This is a genomic window from Saccharopolyspora terrae, assembly GCF_004348435.1.
Classification (GTDB): Bacteria; Actinomycetota; Actinomycetes; order Mycobacteriales; family Pseudonocardiaceae; genus Saccharopolyspora; species Saccharopolyspora endophytica.
The window spans coordinates 24,523-43,904 of the sequence record NZ_SMKS01000038.1 but is presented as its reverse complement, the minus strand read 5'-3'; the positions used below and the strand labels follow the sequence as shown (position 1 = coordinate 43,904).

General features: G+C 72.1%; 14 protein-coding genes and 1 other RNA gene. 9 read left to right on the top strand and 6 right to left on the bottom strand.

Going from position 1 to position 19,382, the window contains the following annotated elements; all coding sequences use genetic code 11:
- Positions 1 to 15 precede the first annotated feature (15 nt).
- Genes E1181_RS20215 through E1181_RS20205 form a run of 3 tightly spaced genes read right to left on the bottom strand, consistent with a single transcriptional unit; the run spans position 16 to position 6,991 of the window.
- Positions 16 to 4,134, bottom strand: a complete 4,119-nt coding sequence (locus E1181_RS20215; protein WP_132677091.1) for a TIGR02680 family protein — start codon at positions 4,132 to 4,134, stop codon at positions 16 to 18.
- On the bottom strand, positions 4,131 to 5,348 hold the full coding sequence (locus E1181_RS20210; RefSeq protein WP_132677089.1) for a TIGR02678 family protein: 1,218 nt from the start codon (positions 5,346 to 5,348) through the stop codon (positions 4,131 to 4,133). Before E1181_RS20210 ends, E1181_RS20215 begins: the two co-directional genes overlap by 4 nt.
- Positions 5,345 to 6,991: a TIGR02677 family protein gene (locus E1181_RS20205; RefSeq protein WP_132677087.1), complete on the bottom strand. Its 1,647-nt coding sequence runs from the start codon at positions 6,989 to 6,991 to the stop codon at positions 5,345 to 5,347. Before E1181_RS20205 ends, E1181_RS20210 begins: the two co-directional genes overlap by 4 nt.
- Positions 6,992 to 7,130: 139 nt before the next feature.
- Between E1181_RS20205 and E1181_RS20200 the strand changes: the two genes are divergently transcribed.
- Entirely contained in the window at positions 7,131 to 8,069 is a 939-nt protein-coding gene (locus E1181_RS20200) for a cobalamin biosynthesis protein (protein WP_132677085.1), read from the top strand.
- 43 nt (positions 8,070 to 8,112) lie between these two features.
- Here the strand turns inward: E1181_RS20200 and E1181_RS20195 are convergent, their stop codons facing one another.
- From E1181_RS20195 to E1181_RS20185, 3 genes are read right to left on the bottom strand one after another with little or no spacing between them, the layout of a single operon-like run.
- Positions 8,113 to 9,048 carry an SURF1 family cytochrome oxidase biogenesis protein gene (locus E1181_RS20195; RefSeq protein ID WP_132677083.1) on the bottom strand — a complete coding sequence of 312 codons (936 nt, stop codon included), beginning with the start codon at positions 9,046 to 9,048 and terminating at the stop codon, positions 8,113 to 8,115.
- Between the two features lie 47 nt (positions 9,049 to 9,095).
- Positions 9,096 to 9,965, bottom strand: a complete 870-nt coding sequence (locus E1181_RS20190) for a fructosamine kinase family protein (protein ID WP_207922231.1) — start codon at positions 9,963 to 9,965, stop codon at positions 9,096 to 9,098.
- Positions 9,965 to 10,420: a low molecular weight protein-tyrosine-phosphatase gene (locus E1181_RS20185; RefSeq protein WP_132677079.1), complete on the bottom strand. Its 456-nt coding sequence runs from the start codon at positions 10,418 to 10,420 to the stop codon at positions 9,965 to 9,967. The genes E1181_RS20190 and E1181_RS20185 overlap by 1 nt, the downstream gene beginning before the upstream one ends.
- Positions 10,421 to 10,712: 292 nt before the next feature.
- Between E1181_RS20185 and cobC the strand changes: the two genes are divergently transcribed.
- The 8 genes from cobC to E1181_RS20145 all read left to right on the top strand — a co-directional run bounded on the left by cobC (position 10,713) and on the right by E1181_RS20145 (position 19,377).
- Positions 10,713 to 11,759 (top strand): Rv2231c family pyridoxal phosphate-dependent protein CobC, encoded by a 1,047-nt coding sequence (gene cobC, locus E1181_RS20180; RefSeq protein WP_132677077.1) that lies wholly within the window; start codon positions 10,713 to 10,715, stop codon positions 11,757 to 11,759.
- The gene (locus E1181_RS20175; protein WP_132677075.1) at positions 11,740 to 12,615 is read left to right on the top strand and encodes a Nif3-like dinuclear metal center hexameric protein; all 876 of its coding nucleotides are present in this window, start codon (positions 11,740 to 11,742) and stop codon (positions 12,613 to 12,615) included. Before cobC ends, E1181_RS20175 begins: the two co-directional genes overlap by 20 nt.
- Positions 12,612 to 13,337, top strand: coding sequence for a zinc ribbon domain-containing protein (locus tag E1181_RS20170; RefSeq protein ID WP_132677073.1), 726 nt, complete (start codon positions 12,612 to 12,614; stop codon positions 13,335 to 13,337). The genes E1181_RS20175 and E1181_RS20170 overlap by 4 nt, the downstream gene beginning before the upstream one ends.
- Complete coding sequence (locus E1181_RS20165; RefSeq protein ID WP_132677071.1) at positions 13,334 to 14,443, top strand: bifunctional RNase H/acid phosphatase; 1,110 nt, start codon at positions 13,334 to 13,336, stop codon at positions 14,441 to 14,443. The genes E1181_RS20170 and E1181_RS20165 overlap by 4 nt, the downstream gene beginning before the upstream one ends.
- Positions 14,444 to 14,498: 55 nt before the next feature.
- Positions 14,499 to 14,889, top strand: an RNA gene (rnpB, locus tag E1181_RS20160) — RNase P RNA component class A.
- Positions 14,890 to 15,668: 779 nt separating this feature from the next.
- A complete protein-coding gene (locus E1181_RS20155) occupies positions 15,669 to 15,959 on the top strand; it encodes a hypothetical protein (protein ID WP_132626116.1) in 291 nt (96 codons plus the stop codon).
- Positions 15,960 to 15,965: 6 nt separating this feature from the next.
- A complete protein-coding gene (locus tag E1181_RS20150; protein ID WP_132677069.1) occupies positions 15,966 to 16,511 on the top strand; it encodes a hypothetical protein in 546 nt (181 codons plus the stop codon).
- Positions 16,486 to 19,377 carry an ATP-binding protein gene (locus tag E1181_RS20145; protein ID WP_408010256.1) on the top strand — a complete coding sequence of 964 codons (2,892 nt, stop codon included), beginning with the start codon at positions 16,486 to 16,488 and terminating at the stop codon, positions 19,375 to 19,377. The genes E1181_RS20150 and E1181_RS20145 overlap by 26 nt, the downstream gene beginning before the upstream one ends.
- The last annotated feature ends 5 nt before the right edge of the window (positions 19,378 to 19,382 follow it).

The window sequence follows — 19,382 nt, the reverse complement described above, 5'->3', positions numbered from 1 at the left end:
CGATCGAAATCCCGGTCAGGCGTTCGGACGCTGCAGGTCCGTGCCCGTCCAGGTGGTGTGCGTGGTCGCGATGCCGTGACCGCTGCGCGGGCGCAGCACGTCGTAGATGTGCATCTTCGGGATCTTCGGCGACACGCCCCAGCCGCTGGGCCAGGTGATCAGCCAGTCCATGTCCAGATCCACCAGCAGGCCCAGCATCCGCGCGATCGTCGGGTCGTCGAGCCGCTCGAACGCCTCGTCCAGCAGCACCAGGCGCAGCGGACCGCGCCCGTCCGAGGCCACGCTGACCGCGTCGTAGAACGCCGCCGCGGCCGCGAACAGCGTCACGTACGAGATCAGCCGCGTCTCGCCGGAGGACAGCTGCCGCAGGCGGCGGACGCGGGGCTTGCTGTCCGGTCCCGTGTCGCGCACCCGCACCGTGAAGGCGAACCATGACCGGTAGTCCAGCGCCCGCGACAGGATCTCCGCGTAGCCGCCGGAGGCGCTGTCGCGCTCCGACTCGATGAGATCGGTGAACACCCGCCGCAGCAACGCGTCCTGGTCATCGCTGCGGTTCGCGAACGGCGTGCGCACCAGGTCGATGGCCTGCTTGATGTCGTCGCCCAGAGCCGCCGACGGCTGCCAGTCCAGCTGGACGTGCACGCCCTGGCTGGAGCGGGCACCGTCGAGGACCTCGTTCATGCGGTTGCACAGGTCCTCGGCGATGGTCATCTGCCCGCGCAGCCGCTCCGCCAGGTCCCGGATCAGGTAGTCCGCGAAGATCGACTGGTAGCGCTCGTTGAGGTAACCGCGCTGCTCGCCGAGCCGCTCGGAAACCCGGCGCGCGGCCTCGGCGACCGGTTGCGGGCCCTCCTCGCCGGTGACGGTGACGGTGAGCAGGCCGTGCTGGTCGGAGGCGGTGATGTCGTAGTTGCCGCTGAGCGAGTGCTGCAGGGTCTGCAACCGGTTGAGCACCGTCGATTCCGTCGAGCCCTTGCGGTCGGAACCGGCCAGCAGCTCCGCGGCCTCCTCCAGCTCGCCGGGCACCTCCTCGGCGACGTCGGCCGCCGTCCACAGACCTGGGATGCCCAGCGCCTGGCGGAAAGCGGTGGTCGCCGACTCGGCGTCCTGCTCGCGTCCGGCCAGCTGCGCTTGCTTGTTCTCCATCTGCGTTTCCAGCCGGGCCGCGGCCTCGCGCAGGGTGCTGATCCGCTCGCGCTCCTGCGGCAGCCTCTCCCGCAGCTCGGCCCGCTCGCGCTCGAAACCGCTGACCTTGTCGGCGACTTCCTGCGCCGCACCGCCGACCGCCGAGGTCAGCTCGGTGAGACCGCCCGCCTGCTCGGCGTATTCGGCGCACCGGCGCTCGGCCTGCGACTCTGCCTCCATCCGGTCGGCCACGGCGACGTCGTGGTGCAGCGAGATCTCGCGCAGGTCGGCCAGCGTCGGCAGGCAGCGCGACTCGATGGCCTCGCGCAGCGCGTCGATGCCCGAACGCGCCTCCACGGCCGCCCGGTGCGCCGCGTCGAGCGCCTGCGTCTCGGCGGGCAGCCCGGCCTCACCGGCCGAGCGGACCAGCTCGGACTGCGAGGCCTGCCAGCGCTGCTCGACCTCCAGGTGCTGCTCGCGCAGCTGCACGACCTGGCGTTCGGCGTCCTCCGCGGTCTCGATCGCGGTGGTCAGCTTCGCCTGCGCGGTCAGCAGCTCGCCGTCGTCCGGGAACACCTCCAAGTGCTGCTCCAACGCGGCGGCGTGCTCACCGGTTTCGCGCTGGCGCCGCTCGGCCTCGCCGATCGCCTCGCGCAACCGGGCGAGCTCGTCCTCCAGCTCGGCGATCCGGCGGGACCGGGCGTCCTCCCGCGCACCGGCACCGACGTACTCGGCGGCGTCCTTGCGCCACGTCCCGCTCAGGACACCGGCCTTCCACGAACCGTCGGTGGACACCGACAGTCCCGTTCCACTACCGGTCGACACCGTCGCCAGCAGCCCGGCGACCCGCTCGCGGGGCACCGGCGAATCCGCCACGGCGGCGGGGGAGAGCAGCGCCGCGAGCGTGCCCCCGGTCGTCGGATCGACCGGAGCCGCCGGGGCCGCCAGCAGGTCGGCCAGACCGGGCACCTGACCGTCGGCGGTGACCCAGGCGTTGAGCAGCCCGCTGGACTGCAACGCCGCCTCCAGGCCCGCGCGGTCGGCGTCGCTGAGCGACGGGGCGAAGTCGACCAGCTCGTAGAACGCCCGGCCCTGCGACGGATCGCGCTCGGCCTCGGCCCAGGCGGGCAGGTCCGGGCGGCGCTCGTGGCCGGCGCGCAGCTCGGCGAGTTCGCCCTCGCGCATCCGGTTCTCGGCGCGCAGCTCGGTGATCTCCTGCTCCACCGCCGACACCGCGCGCCGCGCCTCGTGCAGTTGGGGACGCGCCCACTGCCGGGCCTGCTCGCGGGCCTTGCGGCTGGCGGCCCGGTCGTTGATCAGGTCCTCGACGTTCGGCGGTTCCGGCGCCGGCTCCTCGGACGCGGCGGGCCACTCGGTGGCCCACTTGCGGGCCAGCTCCACCCACACCGCGGCGGCGTCGGCGAGCTCCTGCTGCGCCTGGTTGCGGCGGCCGGCGGCCTCGGTCGAGGTCAGCTGCGACTGCCGGGCGTTGCGCTGGAGCTCGGCCACCTGCGCCTGCTCGGCGTCGAGCTCGCGGGCCTGCTGGTGCAGCGCGAGCGTCAGCGCGGCGCGTTCCCGGGCCTCGGTGGCGGCCTGCGCAGAACTTCCCACCACGGCGCGGAACTGGGCCGCCAGCGCGTCGGCGTCCAGCTGCGGCGGCTGGTAGCGGTCCACATCGGTCGGTTCGGCGTCCGGCTCCGGTGAGGTGCGCACCGAATCGGTCTCGGAGACCAGCTCGGCGGCCGGAACCGGTGGTGGCTGCGGCACGCCCGCACCGCCCAGTCCCGCGGTGCCAAGCTGCTGCCCGGCGCGGGTTGCGGCCTGCCCGGCGGCCTCGGCGTCACCCGCGAGCCTGCGCAGCACGCCCAGGACCGACTCCGCCGACCGCGTCTCCTGCGCCCGGTGCCGGGTCGCCGTGTCGAGCGCGGAAACCGCTGCGGCGCGCGAGCTCTCGACGAGCTTCTCGCGGTCGCGCAGGTTCTGCAGCTCCGAGTAGGCCGGGTGGGAGCGCAGCGCGTCGATGCTCGACTCCAGCTCGCTCTCGCGCTGCTCCAGCTCGGCGATGGTGCGCTGCGCGGTCTCCCGGTCCTCGCGCTTGCCGGTGAACTGCTTGTCCAGGCTCGCGAGCTCCTTGCGCAGCGACGCCAGCTTCTGCTGTGCGGTGCGCATGGCCTCCGCGCGGTCGCGCAGCGCGCCGAACGCGTAACCGGAGTAGGTCGACAGGAACGCCGTCAGCGCTTTGTCCGCGCCGGTGAGCCGGACGATGTTCTCCCGGATCGACTCCAGGTCGTCGAACGAGGTCGCCAGCCGCTCGATCAGACCCGCGTCCAGCGGCGGCAGCGCGTCGGACAGGATCTGCTCCAGCTGCCCTTCCAGCACCTTCAGGCCCACGTCGGGGTTGCGCAGCGTGCGCTGCAGGTGCAGCAGGTCGCCGTACCGGGCGGCCGGAACGCCGTAGACCGTGGCCGCGACCTTCGCGCGGAACGACTGGTCGTCGAGCACGCAGTCCGCGCCCAGCAGCTCCCGCAGCTGGGCGGCGCCCAGCGGAACCCGGTCCGCACCCACCAGGTGCAGGGTGATGCCGACCCGGCGGCTGGTGATGAACCGCCACGAGTCGCTGATCGACTGCGAGGTCTTCGACGCCTTCACGCCGAGCCCGCAGGTGAGGAATTCCTCTCCGCCCTCGGGGGTTTCGCGGCGCAGCTCGATCCAGGCGTAGCCGATGCGGTTGGGTCCGCCCGGGTACTCGTCGAGCATCAGCCGCCGGATGCTGACCGTGTCGAACCCCTTGGAACCCAGCTGCCGCAGGTCGCCGTCCAAGCACAGCGGCAGCAGCAGCTCCAGGGTCCGGGACTTGCCGGAACCGTTGGTGCCCTGGAAGATCGCGCGCCCGCCGTCGAGGTCGAACGTCGTCTCGGCGTACTGCCAGATGTTGACGATCCCGCCGCGGTGCAGTCGCCACCGGTGGGCGGTCTCCGCAACGGCCGCTTCGGTGTTGTGTGCGCTCAACGGGCCGCCTCTTCCATCTCGTCGAACAATGACCAGCCCGGTGCTTCGGGCGCGGGTGGTTCGGATTCGCGTTGCTGCTGGGCTTCCCGCCTTTGCTGGGCCGCCGTCGCGTCCGGCTGCGGGAGCCAGCGGTGTGCCGCGGGGCTGAGCAGCCACGATCCCTCGGACTCGCGCAGCAGGCCGAGCCTGCCCAGCAGGTCGATGACCGCGCGCACCAGGTCCTGGTGGTCCTCGGTGGCCGCCCGCGACCACGCCGACGGGTACGCCTCGACCAGGTCCTGGCAGACGTCGGCGAAGTCCTGCCAGCTCACCGGATGCCTGCCCGCCGAGTCCGGCTCGCCCCGGTCCAGCAGCTCCGGCAGGGCCAGCAGCGCGATGCGCGCCACCGTGCCGGGGCCGGGGAAGGCGAGGTCGGTGAGGTAGTCCTCCGGATCGCACACCACGACGCCCTCGGCGCGGGCCTCACCGACCAGGCCGAAGAACCGCTCCAGCAAGCGGGATTCGTTGATGACGTGCTCGCGCAGCCAGGTCGCCTGATCCGGCGGCAGGTCCGCGTAGAGCACCACCGGGTCCTCGATCAGCTTGCGCCGCACCGCGTGCTCGGTCCGGCGCGGGCCCGCGGCCGAGGCCAGCTCCACCAGCTGCTGCGGGTCGCTCGCCTCCGCCAGCGGCCCGGCGACCAGCTGGCCGAGCATGTCGGTGTCGATGGTGATCAGCGCCTCGGCGGTGGACTCGGCGGTCACCGAACCCTCGGTCTCGGTGATCACGCCCAGCGCGACCAGGTGCCGCAGCGCAGCGGTCAGCGCGCGCCGGTCGGCCGGGTCGTCGGCGATCTCGATGCCGACCTCGGACGCCGCCGCGCGCACGTCGCTGACCAGCCGCGACAGCAGCACCTGGCGGCCGATGCCGGTCAGCGCGGCCAGGGTGAGCGCGAAGTAGGCGTAACCGCGCGGGCTCAACGACTCCACGCCGCGCCCGGCGTCCTCGCCCGGACCCGACTTGTACAACCGCGCGAATCGGCGCTCCACCACCAGCCGGTAGCCCAGCAGTCCGGAGAAGACGTCCTGCAGCGCGGTCCGCTGGCGGTAGATCATCGGCAGCAGGTCGCCGTCCGGGCCGTCGGCCCGCAGCAGCGGCCTGCGCAGCAGAACTCGGGCGCAGCGCACCACGTTCGCCGCGTCGATGTCGGGGAGCTCTTCGAACGTCGAGATCATCGGGCGGCTCCTCGGGCAGGTGCCTCGGGATCGGGCAGTCCGCCGTCGCCGGCCAGCTCCAGGACCGTGTCGCGCAGCGTCAACTCGCCTGCGGCGCTGCTGATCCGGGTGTCCTGACCGGGTTCGGGGCGGATGGTCACGCGCAGCCGGTGCACCGGGTCCAGCGCCGTGCCCTTGTCGTCGGAGCCGTCGCGCTGCGCCATCGCCAGCGTCAGCAGCTCGCACAGCACGCCCAGCGCGTCCGGCGACAGCGTCCGCTCGCCGACGTCGGCACCCGCCTCGGCGAGCTCGGCCACCGCCGCGCTGCGCCGCTGATCGGCCTGGCGGGCCTGCTGCAGCAGCGTTTCCTCGGTCATCGGGTCGTCGAGCACCCGCGAGGTGCGGCCGCGCGCCCCGCGGTCGCCGCGGCTGCGGACGCTGACCGTCACGTCCTGCACCGGGCCGTCGCGCCACGGAACCTTGTCGTTGTCGGAGTCGTAGTCCGGGGCGGGCTGCAGGTGCCGCGCGGAGTGCAGGCCGAAGGCCGCCGCGTAGAGCCGGTGCGAGGTGCTCTCGTCGGCGCGGTCGAACCACTTGGCCAGCTTCAGCAGCTCCCCGCGCCTGCCGGGAACCAGGCCGCCGCCGGAGGTGGCGCGCTTGACGCTGGCCAGCAGCGAACCGATGGCGCGCGCGGTCGCCTCGCGCAGCGCGGCGACCTGGCTGGGGCGGCCGGGGGCGTCGACGAACCAGTCCGTCAGCTCCTGCCAGTCGGCCGGGGTGCGCCCGCGCGCCCGCTCGACGTCGGTGCCCAGCTGGTCGGCCGGGCCGAGCAGCCGCAGCAGCTCGCCGCGCACGCCGGTGAGCCCGGCCAGCGAACCGGCGATGGTCTCGGTGTGCCGCAGCACGTCCTCCACGACCATCTGGATGTACTCGACCAGCAGGTTCCGGAAACCGGAGATCTCGTCGGGCGCCAGCTGGTGGCGGGTGACGACCTGGCCGAGGTAGGCGTAGAAGTCGCGGACCGTGGCGGCGAGCTCGGCGTGCTGCAGGAACACCGTGGTGACCTGCTCCGCCAGCCGCTCGCGGGCCTGCCGCGCGGGTTTGGTGCTCGGGTCGTGGCGCTCGGCGGCCAGCGCCTCCGATAGGGCCTTGCCGATGCCGGCCAGACCCCGGTCGATCGCGGGCAGCAGCTCGCGGGAGACCTCGCGGGCGCCTTCGGGCACCCGCAGCAGCGCGTCGACGTCCCGCTGGACGCGGACGGCGAGCTTGCTGACCTGGTACCGGACGCTGCCGTGCTGGAACTCGGCGATGCTGGAGGCGATCGTCTCCCGGCGGCCGACGACCAGGTTGCCCCACTTGACGAGCTGCTTGAGCCGGTCGATCACGGTGTCCACATCGGACTCCCCGGCGGCCACCCGGCCCTCGCGCTCGGCCGCGGCCAGCGCGGCGGCGACCTCACCGGCCGACAGGTCCGCCAGCAGCGTCGAGGTGAACAGCCGCATGATCGCCAGGTAGGTGCGGTGCTCCGGGGCCTGCAGGTAGACGAACAGCTGCAGGCGCTGGGCGTCGTCCAGCGGCGTCTCGGCAGCAGGTGGCGGCACGTCGGTCGCGTTTCCCGCGACACCGGCGCGCAGCACATCGGCTTCGTGATCAGGGGCCGTCACGGTCCGCCACGATATCCCGTCGCCCGGACACAGCCGGTCACCTGGGATGCCGTGATCGGTCACAGCCGCTCGCGGGGTAGCGTGCGGTGCTGCTTTTCGAGGTGGTCGAGATTCTTTCCTTCGGGTGCTGGAGGTGCCGGTGAGCGCGGGACGAGCGGTCGGGCTGCTGCTCGGCGTGGCGGCGGACGCGGCGTTGGGCGACCCCCGGCGCGGACATCCGGTCGCGCTGTTCGGACGCGCGGCGCAGGCCGCGGAGAAGGTTTTCTACCAGGACCGCCGCTCCGCGGGAATCGTCTACACCGGTGCGCTGGTCGGCGGCACCGCCGTGCTCGGAGCGCTGGTGCAGCGCGCCGCCCGCCGCAGCCCCGTGCTGGAGGCCGCCGCGACCGGGGTGGTCACCTGGGCCGTGCTGGGCGGCACGTCGCTGGCCGACGAGGGGACCGCCATGGCGCGGCTGCTCGACGCCGGTGAGATCGACGCCGCGCGCGACCGGCTCGGCAACCTCTGCGGGCGCGACGCCGCCGTCCTCGACGGGCAGGGCCTGGCCCGCGCCACCGTCGAGTCCATCGCCGAGAACACCTCGGACGCCGTCGTGGCCCCGCTGGTCTGGGGAGCCGTCGCCGGGATTCCGGGGCTGATGGCCTACCGCGCGGCCAACACGCTCGACGCGATGGTCGGGCACCGATCGCCCCGCTACCGCGAGTTCGGGTGGGCGTCGGCTCGGCTGGACGACCTGCTGAACCTGCTGCCGTCGCGCTTCGCCGCCGCGCTCACCGCGGTGTGCGCACCCGTCGTCGGCGGGTCCGGTGGCGGTGCCTGGCGCACCTGGCGGCGCGACGCGGCGGCCCACCCGAGCCCGAACGCGGGGCAGATCGAAGCGGCCTTCGCCGGTGCCCTGGAGATCCGCCTCGGCGGGCGCACCATCTACGGCTACGTCACCGAGCAGCGCCCGATCATGGGCGAGGGCCGCACGGCCGACGCCGGGGACGTGACGCGCAGCGTCGAGCTCTCCCGCCTGATCGGCACGGTCACCGGAGCGGTCGCGGCCACCGTCGCAGTCCTCCGCCGCGACCGCTGACCCAACGCCTCCGGGCGGGTGGCGTCCAGGGCGGTGGCAGCGATCAGTCGGTGGGCTTGTCGAGGGATTCGGCCTCGCGGCGCTCCTCCTCGGCGATGGCCTCGGCCACCGAGAGCTTGCGACGGCGCTTCCGGGTCGAGGTGTGCGATCCCGCGTAGCGCGGCCCGCCGTCGCGGGAGCGCGCGGGCGAACCGGACTCGGAATCGTCTCCGGCGGCTTCCTCGTCGGCGTCGCGGCGCCATGCCGGGGCCGCCTCGGGCCGGAGCTCGGTGTAGATGAGGTAGCCGATGGCGATGATCGCCATGATGCCGAAGGCGATCCACTGCAGGGCGTAGGAGAAGTACGGGCCCGACTCCAGCCGGGGCAGCGGCAGCGCGCCGAGCACGCCCGGCTGGCCCTCGGCGAGCGCGACGTAGCCCGGGCGCAGCGGGACGCCGGTGCCCTCGGAGACCGTCCCGGCGTTGACCGCGTAGGCCCAGCGGTGGCCGTCGTGGTCGAACAGCGGACGCTGCTTGCTGTCGGTCTCGTCGCCCCGGATCCGCGCCGTGATCGTCACCGGACCCGAGGGAGCGGCGGCGTAGTCGGGCGCCCGGGTGCCGTTGACCGGGCGCACGAAGCCCCGATCGACCAGCACCGTCGTCCCGTCGTCCAGCCGGAACGGCGTGAGCACCTCGAACGCGGGCTCGCCGAGCACCGTGCGCTGCCAGGCCAGCGTCTCGGCCGAGTGCAGGTACTGGCCGGTCAGCAGCACCTGCGACCACTCGGTGGTGACGTCGGGCGCGCGACCTGCGGGCAGCACCTCGTTCAGCGGCTTCGGCGAGGCGTGGAAGGACTCCGCGATGGCCTTGTTGCGGATCTCGGTTTCCTCGCTGCGCCCGAACTGCCACGGCGCGAGCGTCGTGAAGCACAACGCGGCGAACACCACCACCAGCGCGATCGCACCCAGCCACCCGGGCCGCAGCAAGAACTTGAGACGCACACCCACACGGTAGGCGGCCCTGCCAGGGGAGAGTCTGAGACCCCGTCTCAGTGTGACCGCGACGCCAGCGCCCGCCGGGCGGACCGGGCGGCCTGACCGCCGTAGCCCGAGCCGAAGAGCACCGCGTGGACCAGCAGCGGGAACAGCTGGTGCAGCGCGATCCGGTCGCGCCACCCGTCCGCCAGCGGACTGACCTCCTCGTAGGCGGCGACGATGCGCTCCAGGTGCGGGCACCCGAACAGGTGCAGCATCGCCAGGTCCGTCTCGCGGTGACCGCCGTGCGCCGCGGGATCGATCAGCCAGGCCCGCTCCGAGCCCCAGTGCACGTTCCCGCTCCACAGGTCCCCGTGCAGCCGCGACGGCGGCTCGGCCGGACCGGCGAGCTCGGCCATGTCCTCGCAGACCTGGTCCAGCACCGTCGCCGACTCCGAGTCCAGCGCCCCCTCGTCGACCGCGCGGCGGACGTAGGGCTGGACGCGGTGCCGCGCGTAGAACGTCGGCCAGTCGTCCTCGGGCTCGTTGCGCATCGGTGCCAGCCCGATCCAGGCGTCGGCCGGGCCACCGGGTGGCGGGCTCCCGAACGCCGGAGCCCCGGAGGCGTGCAAGCGGGCCAGGCCGCGCCCCAGCTCCTCGGCCGCCCGCGCCGTCGGCGACGAGGCGGGGACGTGCTCGGTGACCAGGCAGTTCGCGCCGTCGCCGAAGACCTCGGGCACGGCGACGGCACCGGGCTCGGCGAGCCACCGCAGCGAGGCCGCCTCCGCTTCGGCCGCGCCGGGCATCGACGGCGAGGCGGACTTGGCGAACACCTCGGTGCCGTCGTCGAGGCGCACCGCGAACGCCGCCGCGGTGTCCCCGCCCGACAGCCGCCGGGTCTCGGCGACGCCGCGCCCGGTGATCCGGGAGACCTCGTCGGCGATCACAGCCGCTCCCGCACCCACGCCATCAATCCCGGCATCGCCGCCTCCACCATCGCCAGCACGTCGTCGAACCCGTTCGGGCCGCCGTAGTAAGGATCGGGCACCTCGGTCCCGTCCGCGTCCGGGTCGAAGGAGCGCAGCAGCCGCACCCGGTCCGGATCACCGGCCAGCCTGCGCACCGCGCGCAGGTGCCCCTCGTCCATCGCCACCAGCAGGTCGGCGCCCAGGTGCCGCTCGTCGATCTGCGCGGCGACGTGATCAGTGGGGTAGTCGTGGGCCGCCAGCACCTTCTCGGTGCGCGGATCGGCGGGCTCGCCGACGTGCCACGGACCGGTGCCCGCGCTGGAGACCTCGACCCGCGAGTCCAGCCCGGCCCGGCGCAGTTCCTCGGCGAAGATCAGCCCCGCCATCGGCGACCGGCAGATGTTGCCCGTACAGATAAAAGACACATGCACGCCCCGAGGGTACGGATGCCCCTTTGTCTGGACTCGCCTTGCGTGGCGGCGCGGGTGGCGGAAACCCCGAATGGGAAAGCACAGCGGTTCTCCGGGTCCGGGCGCCACTCCTGATGTCTTCCGCTTACCCCAGCGTGGACATCGGCGTCGCGGCGTCCTCCCCAGAGAACCGCTGAGAACCCGCGGCGGTGCCAGTTGCGAGAGCGGTCTTCACGTCTCGCGGCTACGCCGCTTGCACGCAGTTCGAGGCAGCCTCTGAAGCGTTCCGACGTGGACGTTTAAACTTCCCCCGATGAGCGGCGACGATCGAGAACTCCTGCGCCACCACGGCGATGTGGACGCGGCGCGCGGACTCGCCGACTTCGCCGTCAACGTGCGGCTGGATCGGCCACCGGAGTGGCTGCGCGCCCGCCTCGCCGAAGCCCTCGACGACCTCGGCTCCTACCCCACGGCGGCAGCTGACGAAGCCGCCCGCCGAGCCGTCGCCACCAGGCACGACCGGCACCCCGACGAGGTCGTGGTGCTGGCCGGAGCCGCCGAGGGGTTCGCGCTGCTGCCCGCGCTGCGCCCGAAGCTGGCCGCGCTGATCCACCCCTCCTTCACCGAACCCGAGCTGGCGCTGCGCAACGCCGGCGTCGAGGTCGAGCGGGTCGTCCTCGACCCCGCCGACGGCTACCGGCTGCACGCCGACCAGGTCCCCGACGAGGCGGACATGGTCGTGCTCGGCAACCCCACCAATCCGACCTCGGTGCTGCACCCGGCCGACGAGATCCGGAAACTGCTGCGGCCCGGCCGGATCGTGGTCGTCGACGAGGCGTTCATCGACACCGTGCCCGGCGAACGCGAATCCCTCGCGCACCTCTCCGAACCGGGACTGCTGGTGCTGCGCAGCCTCACCAAGATGTGGGGTCTGCCCGGCCTGCGCGCCGGTTACGCGCTCGGCGCCCCGGAACTGCTCGCCGAGCTCGGCCGGAACCGTCCGCACTGGCCGGTCAACTCGCTCGTGCTGACCGCGGTGCGCGCCTGCTGCGAACCGCACGCGATCGACGAATCGCAGCGCGCGGCCGCCGAGTTCACCGAGCACCGGGCCGGGCTGCTCGCCGAGCTCGCCGACCTGCCCGGCGTCGACGTGGTGCGCACGGCCGAGGCGCCGTTCCTGCTGCTGCGGGTTCCGGACGGGCAGGAGGTGCGGGAAGCGCTGCGGGACCGCGGTGTCGCGGTGCGCCGGGGAGACACCTTCCCCGGCCTCGACACCGATCACCTCCGGGTCGCGGTGCGCGCGCCGGAGCAGAACTCGTTGTTGGTCAAGGCTTTTCGAGATGTTGTGGAACGTGGGTGAAACGGTGCGTATTCGGGACGTGATCGGCGCGCTGGAGAAGGCGTACCCCACCGGGCTGGCCGAGGACTGGGACGCCGTCGGCCTGGTCTGCGGGGACCCCGACTCGGTGGTGCAGCGCGTTCTGTTCTGCGTCGACCCGATCGAGGCCACGGTCGACGAGGCCATCGACTTCGGCGCGCAGCTGCTGATCTCGCACCACCCGCTGCTGCTGCGCGGCGTGCACGGCGTCCCGGCCGACGACCACAAGGGACGCGTGGTGCACCGGCTGATCCGCTCCGGCATCGGTCTCTACTGCGCCCACACCAACGCCGACAAGGCCAACCCCGGCGTGTCCGACGCGCTGGCCGGCGCGCTCGGCCTGACCGCGACGCGCCCGCTGGCGCCCACCGCGCCCGGCGCCGACACCGGCCTGGGCCGCATCGGCGAGCTCGCCCGGCCCGAACCGTTCCGCACCTTCGTCCGCCGCGTCGCCGACGGCCTGCCCACCACCGCGTGGGGCGTCCGCGGAGCCGGTGACCCGGACCGCGAGATCCGCCGCGTCGCCGTCTGCGGCGGAGCCGGCGACTCGTTCCTGACCACCGCCGCCGAAGCCGGGGTCGACGCCTACGTCACCGCAGACCTGCGCCACCACCCCGCGGGCGAGCACCTCGCCCAGGCCGACGTGCCCGGCACCTCGGTGCCGGCCCTGGTCGACGTGGCGCACTGGGCCAGCGAATGGCCCTGGTGCCAGCAGGCCGCGGACCTCGTGTCCGCCGCGCTGCCGGATACAGTCGAAGTCCTCGTATCCACCCGACGCACCGACCCGTGGACCGTGCACGCCGGTGCGACACCAGACCCAGGGAGGGCGCTCGCGTGAAAGCCGACCCCGCCGTACAACGACGGCTGCTCGATCTCGCGGAAGCCGACGCGGAGATCAACCGCGTCGCGCACCGCAGGCGCACGTTGCCGGAACTCGAGCAGATCGGTGCCGCCGAGCGGGAGGTCCAGACCAAGCGCGACGAGCTCGTGGTCGCCCAGACCGCGTTCAACGACCTCGACCGCGAGGTCAAGCGGCTGGAGACCGAGGTCGACAACGTCCGCAAGCGCGAGGCCCGCGACCGCGACCTGATGGCCGCGGGCGGACCCGCCAAGCAGCAGGAGGAGCTGGAGCACGAGCTGCAGACCCTCGCCCGCAGGCAGGCCGTGCTCGAGGACGAGCAACTGGAGGTCATGGAGCAGCGCGAAGCGCTGGAGACCAACGTGACCAAGTCCCGCGAGGCCGTCAGCGAAGCCGAGCAGCGGCTCGGCGACATCCAGTCCCGCCGCGACGAGGCGCTCAACGAGCTCGAGGTCGCCGAGACCCGCAGGCAGAACGAGCGCGACCTCATCACCAAGTCCCTGCCGGACGACCTCGTGGCCCTCTACGAGCGGGTCCGCGCCCAGCGCGGGATCGGCGTCGGACTGCTGCAGGGCGCTCGCTGCGGGGCCTGCCGCATCGAACTCGACCGGCACGCCCTCAACGAGGTCCGCGAAGCCGCCGCCGACGACGTGGTCCGCTGCGAGGAGTGCGGCGCGATCATGGTCCGGGAGAACAAGTGAGAGTCGTCGTCGAGGCCGACGGCGGATCGCGCGGCAACCCCGGCCCCGCCGGCTGCGGCGCGGTCGTGCTCGACGCCGACACCCGCGCAGTCCTCGCCGAACGCGCCATCGGACTCGGCGAGACCACCAACAACGTCGCCGAGTACCAGGGGCTGATCGCCGGCCTCCGCGCCGCCGGCGAGCTCGGTGCCGCGCAGGTGTCGGTCCGGATGGACTCCAAGCTGGTCATCGAGCAGATGGCCGGGCGCTGGAAGGTCAAGCACGCCAACCTCCAGCCGCTCCACGCCGTCGCGCGCGAGCTCGCCGCCGACTTCGAGCGGGTCGACTACGAGTGGATCCCGCGCGCCGAGAACTCCGCGGCCGACAAGCTCGCCAACGACGCGATGGACGGCATCACCGTCGAAACCGGGCAGGTCACCGAGACCGAGAGCGCCTCGGCGCGCACCCGCCCGTCCGGCTGGCAGAACCTGCAGGGCGCGCCCACCAAGATGCTGCTGCTGCGGCACGGCCAGACCGCCATGTCGGTCGACAAGCGCTACTCCGGTCGCGGCGACGTCGAGCTGACCGAGCTGGGGGAGCGGCAGGTGCGGGCCGCCGCCAAGCGCCTCGCCGCCATGGACGGCGTCGTCACCCCCGACGGCACCGCCCCCATCATCGCCTCACCGCTCACCCGGACCCGCCAGAGCGCGCAGGCGGTCGCCGACGCCACCGGCGGTGAGCTGGAGCTCCACGACGGCCTGATCGAGACCGACTTCGGCGAGTGGGAGGGCCTCACCTTCCTCGAAGCCGCCGACGCGTACCCCGACCTGCACCGGAAGTGGATCGGCGACCCCGCCGTCGTGCCGCCCGGAGGCGAGAGCCTCTCGGCCGTCCACCAGCGGGTCACCGCCGCCCGCGACGACCTCGTCGAGCGCTACGCCGGCCAGACGATCATCGTCGTCAGCCACGTCACCCCGATCAAGTCCCTGCTGCGCATGGGCCTGGACGTCGGACCCGAGGTCTTCTACCGCCTGCACCTGGACCTGGCGTCGCTGTCCATCGTGGAGTTCTACCCGGACGGCAACGCCTCGGTCCGGCTGGTCAACGACATCTCCCACTGGGCCTGAACCCCGGGCTGGCCGGAACGAGGAGCGGGCACGGCGGTAAAATCGACGGTGCGGAAGAGTCGGTCGGGTGACCGCGGCGGGTCACGACCCGTCGAGGAAAGTCCGGACTCCACAGAGCAGGGTGGTTGCCAACGGCAACCCGGGGAAACCCGCGGGACAGTGCCACAGAAAGCAGACCGCCCGGCGCTCGCGCCGGGTAAGGGTGAAACGGTGGTGTAAGAGACCACCAGCACCTCGGGTGACCGAGGTGGCTAGGTAAACCCCACCTGGAGCAAGGCCAAGATGGGCGTTCCGACGCCTGCGCGGACGTTCGAGGGTTGCTCGCCCGAGGTTCGCGGGTAGGCCGCACGAGCTCGTCGGCGACGGCGGGCCTAGATAGATGGTCACCGAACGGACGGTTGTGAAGCCGCCGGGAACAGAATCCGGCTTACAGGCCGGCTCTTCCGCATTTCTCAAGGTTTCTCCTCGCCGCTCGGGGTGCGTTCGGCTCGGGCGCGTTAGTCCCGGGGTGGCTTGGTCGTACTGATCAACTGCTCAGTGGTCTTCGTGCGTGGCGGTGCGGGTAGCGGAACCTCAGACGCCTTCTGGCTCCGGGATCCGAGACTCATGTATGCCAATACACAGCGCTTCGGCTGTCCTCCCCAGAAGACGTCTGAGAACCCGCGGCGGTGCCGGTTGCTTGCTCGGGGCACTGAGAAAGCACCTTCGGTACTTGCCTGACGGTGGTTGGTTCGCTTGGGGCAGCGCTTTTCGGGCTGAATGGCCTAGGTGTGAAAACCCATGCCCTGGGGGGGACTCTTCGTGTGGGTGCCGTTACCCTGATTCGTGCGCGTCAAGATCACCTCGTTCTTTCGAGTTCGGCGATCACGTCGAGTGATCCGGTCGGGTGCTTCCTGGCGCGATGTGCGGAAATCCACTGGACCACCGGAACGTTCACGGTGCGTTACGAAGGGGCTCGCAAGCGGGTGAACAGCCATGAGGATCAGGCTCGAAACCGGCCGAACGGGCGCCTATTCCGCTATGACCAGCCAGTGGTCGCTTGCTCGAATGGCCTATTCACCGCGTGATGTCCGTTTCGCCGTCGCGCTGTAACCCGCCACACCCGAGCTCGCAACCACTACTTCTGGTGACCATGTCATGTTCTACTCGTATCTGCGCGTTGCGGATCACCGCCACGCGTTGAGGTACCGGCCCGCAGACACTCCGCGTACTCAGGGGTAAAGAGATGACCGCCATGCCGCTGGAAACACTGGCGCACCTGGACGTACTCGCTCAGCAGACACAACTGGGCACCGACGGCATCCGCGGTTGGATCCTGAACAACGTGCTACCGCTGCTCCTGCTCACGGTGGCGATCCTGCTGCTGTGGCTCGGTGGCGGCAAGGGCGACAACGCCGGCGTGATGCGCCGCGTCGGTGGTGTGCTCGTCGCCCTGGCCATCGTCGGCATCGCGGTCACCAACGCGGGAATCGACATCGGCACCTTCATCGCACAGCTCTTCAGCACCAACGGGTGATGTCCAGTGCGGATACGCACCGATGACGAGGTTTACCGGGTAGACGCCGTCTGGCTCGGCCCGCCGAAGGCGACCTTCCCCTGGCGTGCGCGCTACGTGGCGTGGGGTGTCGGCACGGTGGTGTTCCTGCTGGTGCTGGCCATCGAACGCCGGATGAACATCGGCTTCGGATTCTTCTCCACGGCTTGGGCCCTGGTCATCACGGTGGCGTTGACCAGGCTCATCTGCGCCAAGATCGGGCACGAACGCCCGCTCGGCGCGGTGATGCAGATGTGGATGCGCGAGCTGACGGCACCCCGCGAGAAGTCGCAGTCCACCGGCGGGGCGGCGAGCGCTGCCCGGGTCCGGGTCCGGCGGCGTCGTCCCGTGCCCAAGAACAAGCGCTCCCGCCGCGGACAGCAGCGGCAGGGGCAGGCCCCGCGACAGTCGCAGGCCAGAAGGCAACAAGCCCGGCAGGCGCAGCCGCGCTCCACCCGGACCGGGCAGCAGGTCGGAAGCAGGCGCACGCGTAGCAAGGAGGTTCGCGGTGTTCGGTCGCCGTCGAGGCGGTGAGCAGCAGCCGCAGCAGGTACCCCGCGGCTCCAGCGGCAAGATCCGCGGTGCCAAGGGCAACGGCAAGCCGCGCAAGCGCGCACGAGGTCTGGGTGACGAGCAGTCCATCCCGACCTACACCCCGTCGATCGCCGCGCGCACCATCGACGGGCACCTGCTGCGAACGGGCCAGGACGTCTTCGCCTGGTACCGGCTCTCCCCGCAGCGCTGGTCCTTCCGCTCGGATTCGCAGCGCCAGGATCTCGTCGCGGCCATCGCGGGCCAGTACGCGGAACTGCAAGGGCGCTGGCTGCACCTGCGGGTGACCAACCGGCCGTACCCGATCCGGATGTGGGCCGAGGCGCACGTGCACAACGCGCGCAACCCCCTCCCCGACGCCGACGGCGCGCTGTCCTTCGACGACTACATGGTCGGCGAGCAGCAGCAGCTGATGGGCCGGTCCATGGCGGAGAAGGAGGTCTACCTGGGTGTCCAGGTGCAGACCCGCAACGTCGTGGACCGCGCGGTGGAACGCGCCGCCCCGCTGCTGCACAAGGTCTTCCCGGAAGCCGTCGACGCCGAGCTCGTCGCGCTCGACAGCGAGATCGAGCACCTGGACCAGGTGATCGGCTCCGCCGGGCTGGACGGCCGCCCGGTGACCGCCGAGGAGATCTCCTGGCTGATGCACCGGTCCTGCTCGCTGGGCCTGCCGGCCCCGCGCAACCTGCCCGCGGTGCCCGGAGCGCCGTGGGAACCCGAGGACCTCGCGTCGTTCACCGACGCCTCCGACATGCACCAGGACCCGTACTCGCCGACGGTGACCGTGCGCGGCCGGACCGGATCCAACGCCGGCGTCACCCGGCACGTCGCGGTGCTCACCGTCGGTCAGACGCACGGCCTGCAGATCCCGGAGATCGACGACCCGTGGATGCAGCACTCCGACCGGCTGCCCGCTCCGGTGGAGTGGTCGGCGCGGATCTACGTGCGGCGTCCCGAGGACGTCGGCGGCGAGCTCCAGCGGCAGATGAACAAGGTCCGCTCCCAGGTTCGGCACTACACCGAGGAGCACGGCCTGGAGCCGCCGACCTCGCTGGCCCGCCAGGCGGGCCGGGTGCTGGAGATCGACGACGAGATGACCTCCGGCTTCACCGCCCTGGCCACCCGGGTCAAGTCCTGGTGGCGGATGGCGGTGTCCGGTCCCACCGAGCGCGACGCGCTGCGGCTGGCCCAGCAGATCCTCGACCTGTACAAGCCGAAGGTCGCCATCGAGCACCCCGAGGCGCAGTACGCGATGGCGCGCGAGTTCATCCCGGGCGAGCCGCTGGCCAACACCGCCTACCTGCGGCGCGGTTCGGTGGTGTGGGCGGCTTCCGCGGTGCCGCAGGCCACGGCCGAGGTCGGTGACCGGCGCGGCATCCTGCTCGGCGAGACCTGCACCGCCACCCGGCGTCCCGTCGCCTGGGACCCGTGGATGGCGCAGGAGGTCCGCGACGCCTCCGGTCTGACGGCGATGGTCGCCGGGCTCGGTGGCGGCAAGTCCTTCCTCGGCGGCGGCATCGTCTACAAGACGCTGCGGGCCGGCGCGCACTGGACGCTGCTGGACCCGTCCGGGCCGCTCTCGGAGCTGTGCAACCTGCCGGAGCTCAAGCCCTACGCGCGCAACATCAACCTGCTCAACGCTCAACCCGGCATCCTCAACCCGTACCGGGTGGTCGCCGAACCGGAGTTGGAGCACTTCGTCGACGAGGAGGACCCGGAGCGCGGCTGGCGGCGCGAGCGCGCGCTGGCCGCCGCGACCCGGCGCCGCCTGGTGCTCGACGTGCTCACCGGCCTGCTTCCCTACGAGGTCGCGAAGCTGCCGCAGACCCGGATCGTGCTGCTGCGCGCGGTCCGCGCGGTCGGCGGACGGGTCGACGCGCACCCGGGCATGGTCTTCGAGGCGCTGCGCCGAGACGCCAGCGAGCACCACGAGCACGCGGTGGTCGTCGCCGACTTCCTCGACGAGATCCGGGAGCGGATGGCGCTGCTCATACCGGAGAACAACGCCGACCCGTACTCCGAGACCCGCGACGACCGGCTGACGGTGCTGACCATGGCCGGTCTGACGCTGCCCAAGGACGGCGTCGGCCGCGAGCACTGGACCGACGCCGAAGCCCTCGGCGTGGAGATGCTGAACCTGGCGGCCTGGCTGACCCAGCGGTCGATCTACGAGCGGCCCAAGGGCGAGCGCAAGGGCGTCTGGATCGACGAGGCGTTCTTCCTCTCCGAGGTGCCGACCGGTCGAGTCCTGATGAACCGCTTCGCGCGAGACTCGCGGAAGTGGAACGTGCGAGTGCTGCTGTCCAGCCAGATCCCGGCCGACTTCCTGCGCATCCAGGGCTTCGTGTCGCTGCTGGACTCGGTGTTCATCGGCCGGCTCGACGACGAGAGCGCCCAGGCCGACGCGCTGCGGCTGCTCAAGGTGCCGGTCGACGCCGGTTACGAGCAGGTCGTCTCGGCGCTGGGACGCCGTCCCGGCCCGGCGCGCAACGCCACCCAGCGGGACCGCGCGCCGCGCCAGTTCATCTTCGGCGACGGCGCGGGCGGCGTGGAGAAGATCCGCATCGACTTCTCCGGCCCGCACCTGGAGCACCTGCGCGACTCGCTGGACACCACACCGGCCTCCGAACCCGACGCCGAACCGCGGGCGCTGAGCCCGGCACCGGACGGCGATGGCGTGAACTCCGACTCCAGCACGTCCGCGCTGAACCCGGCGGAGGACGACTACGGGGACGATTTCGAATCGTTCGACGAGTTTGAACTCGAAAGCGTCGGCATCGGTTTCGATGACGGCACCGAGAGCTCGACCCGCCGGCCGGGCGAGCGGGGTGGGGACGACGCGAGGTGAGCGGC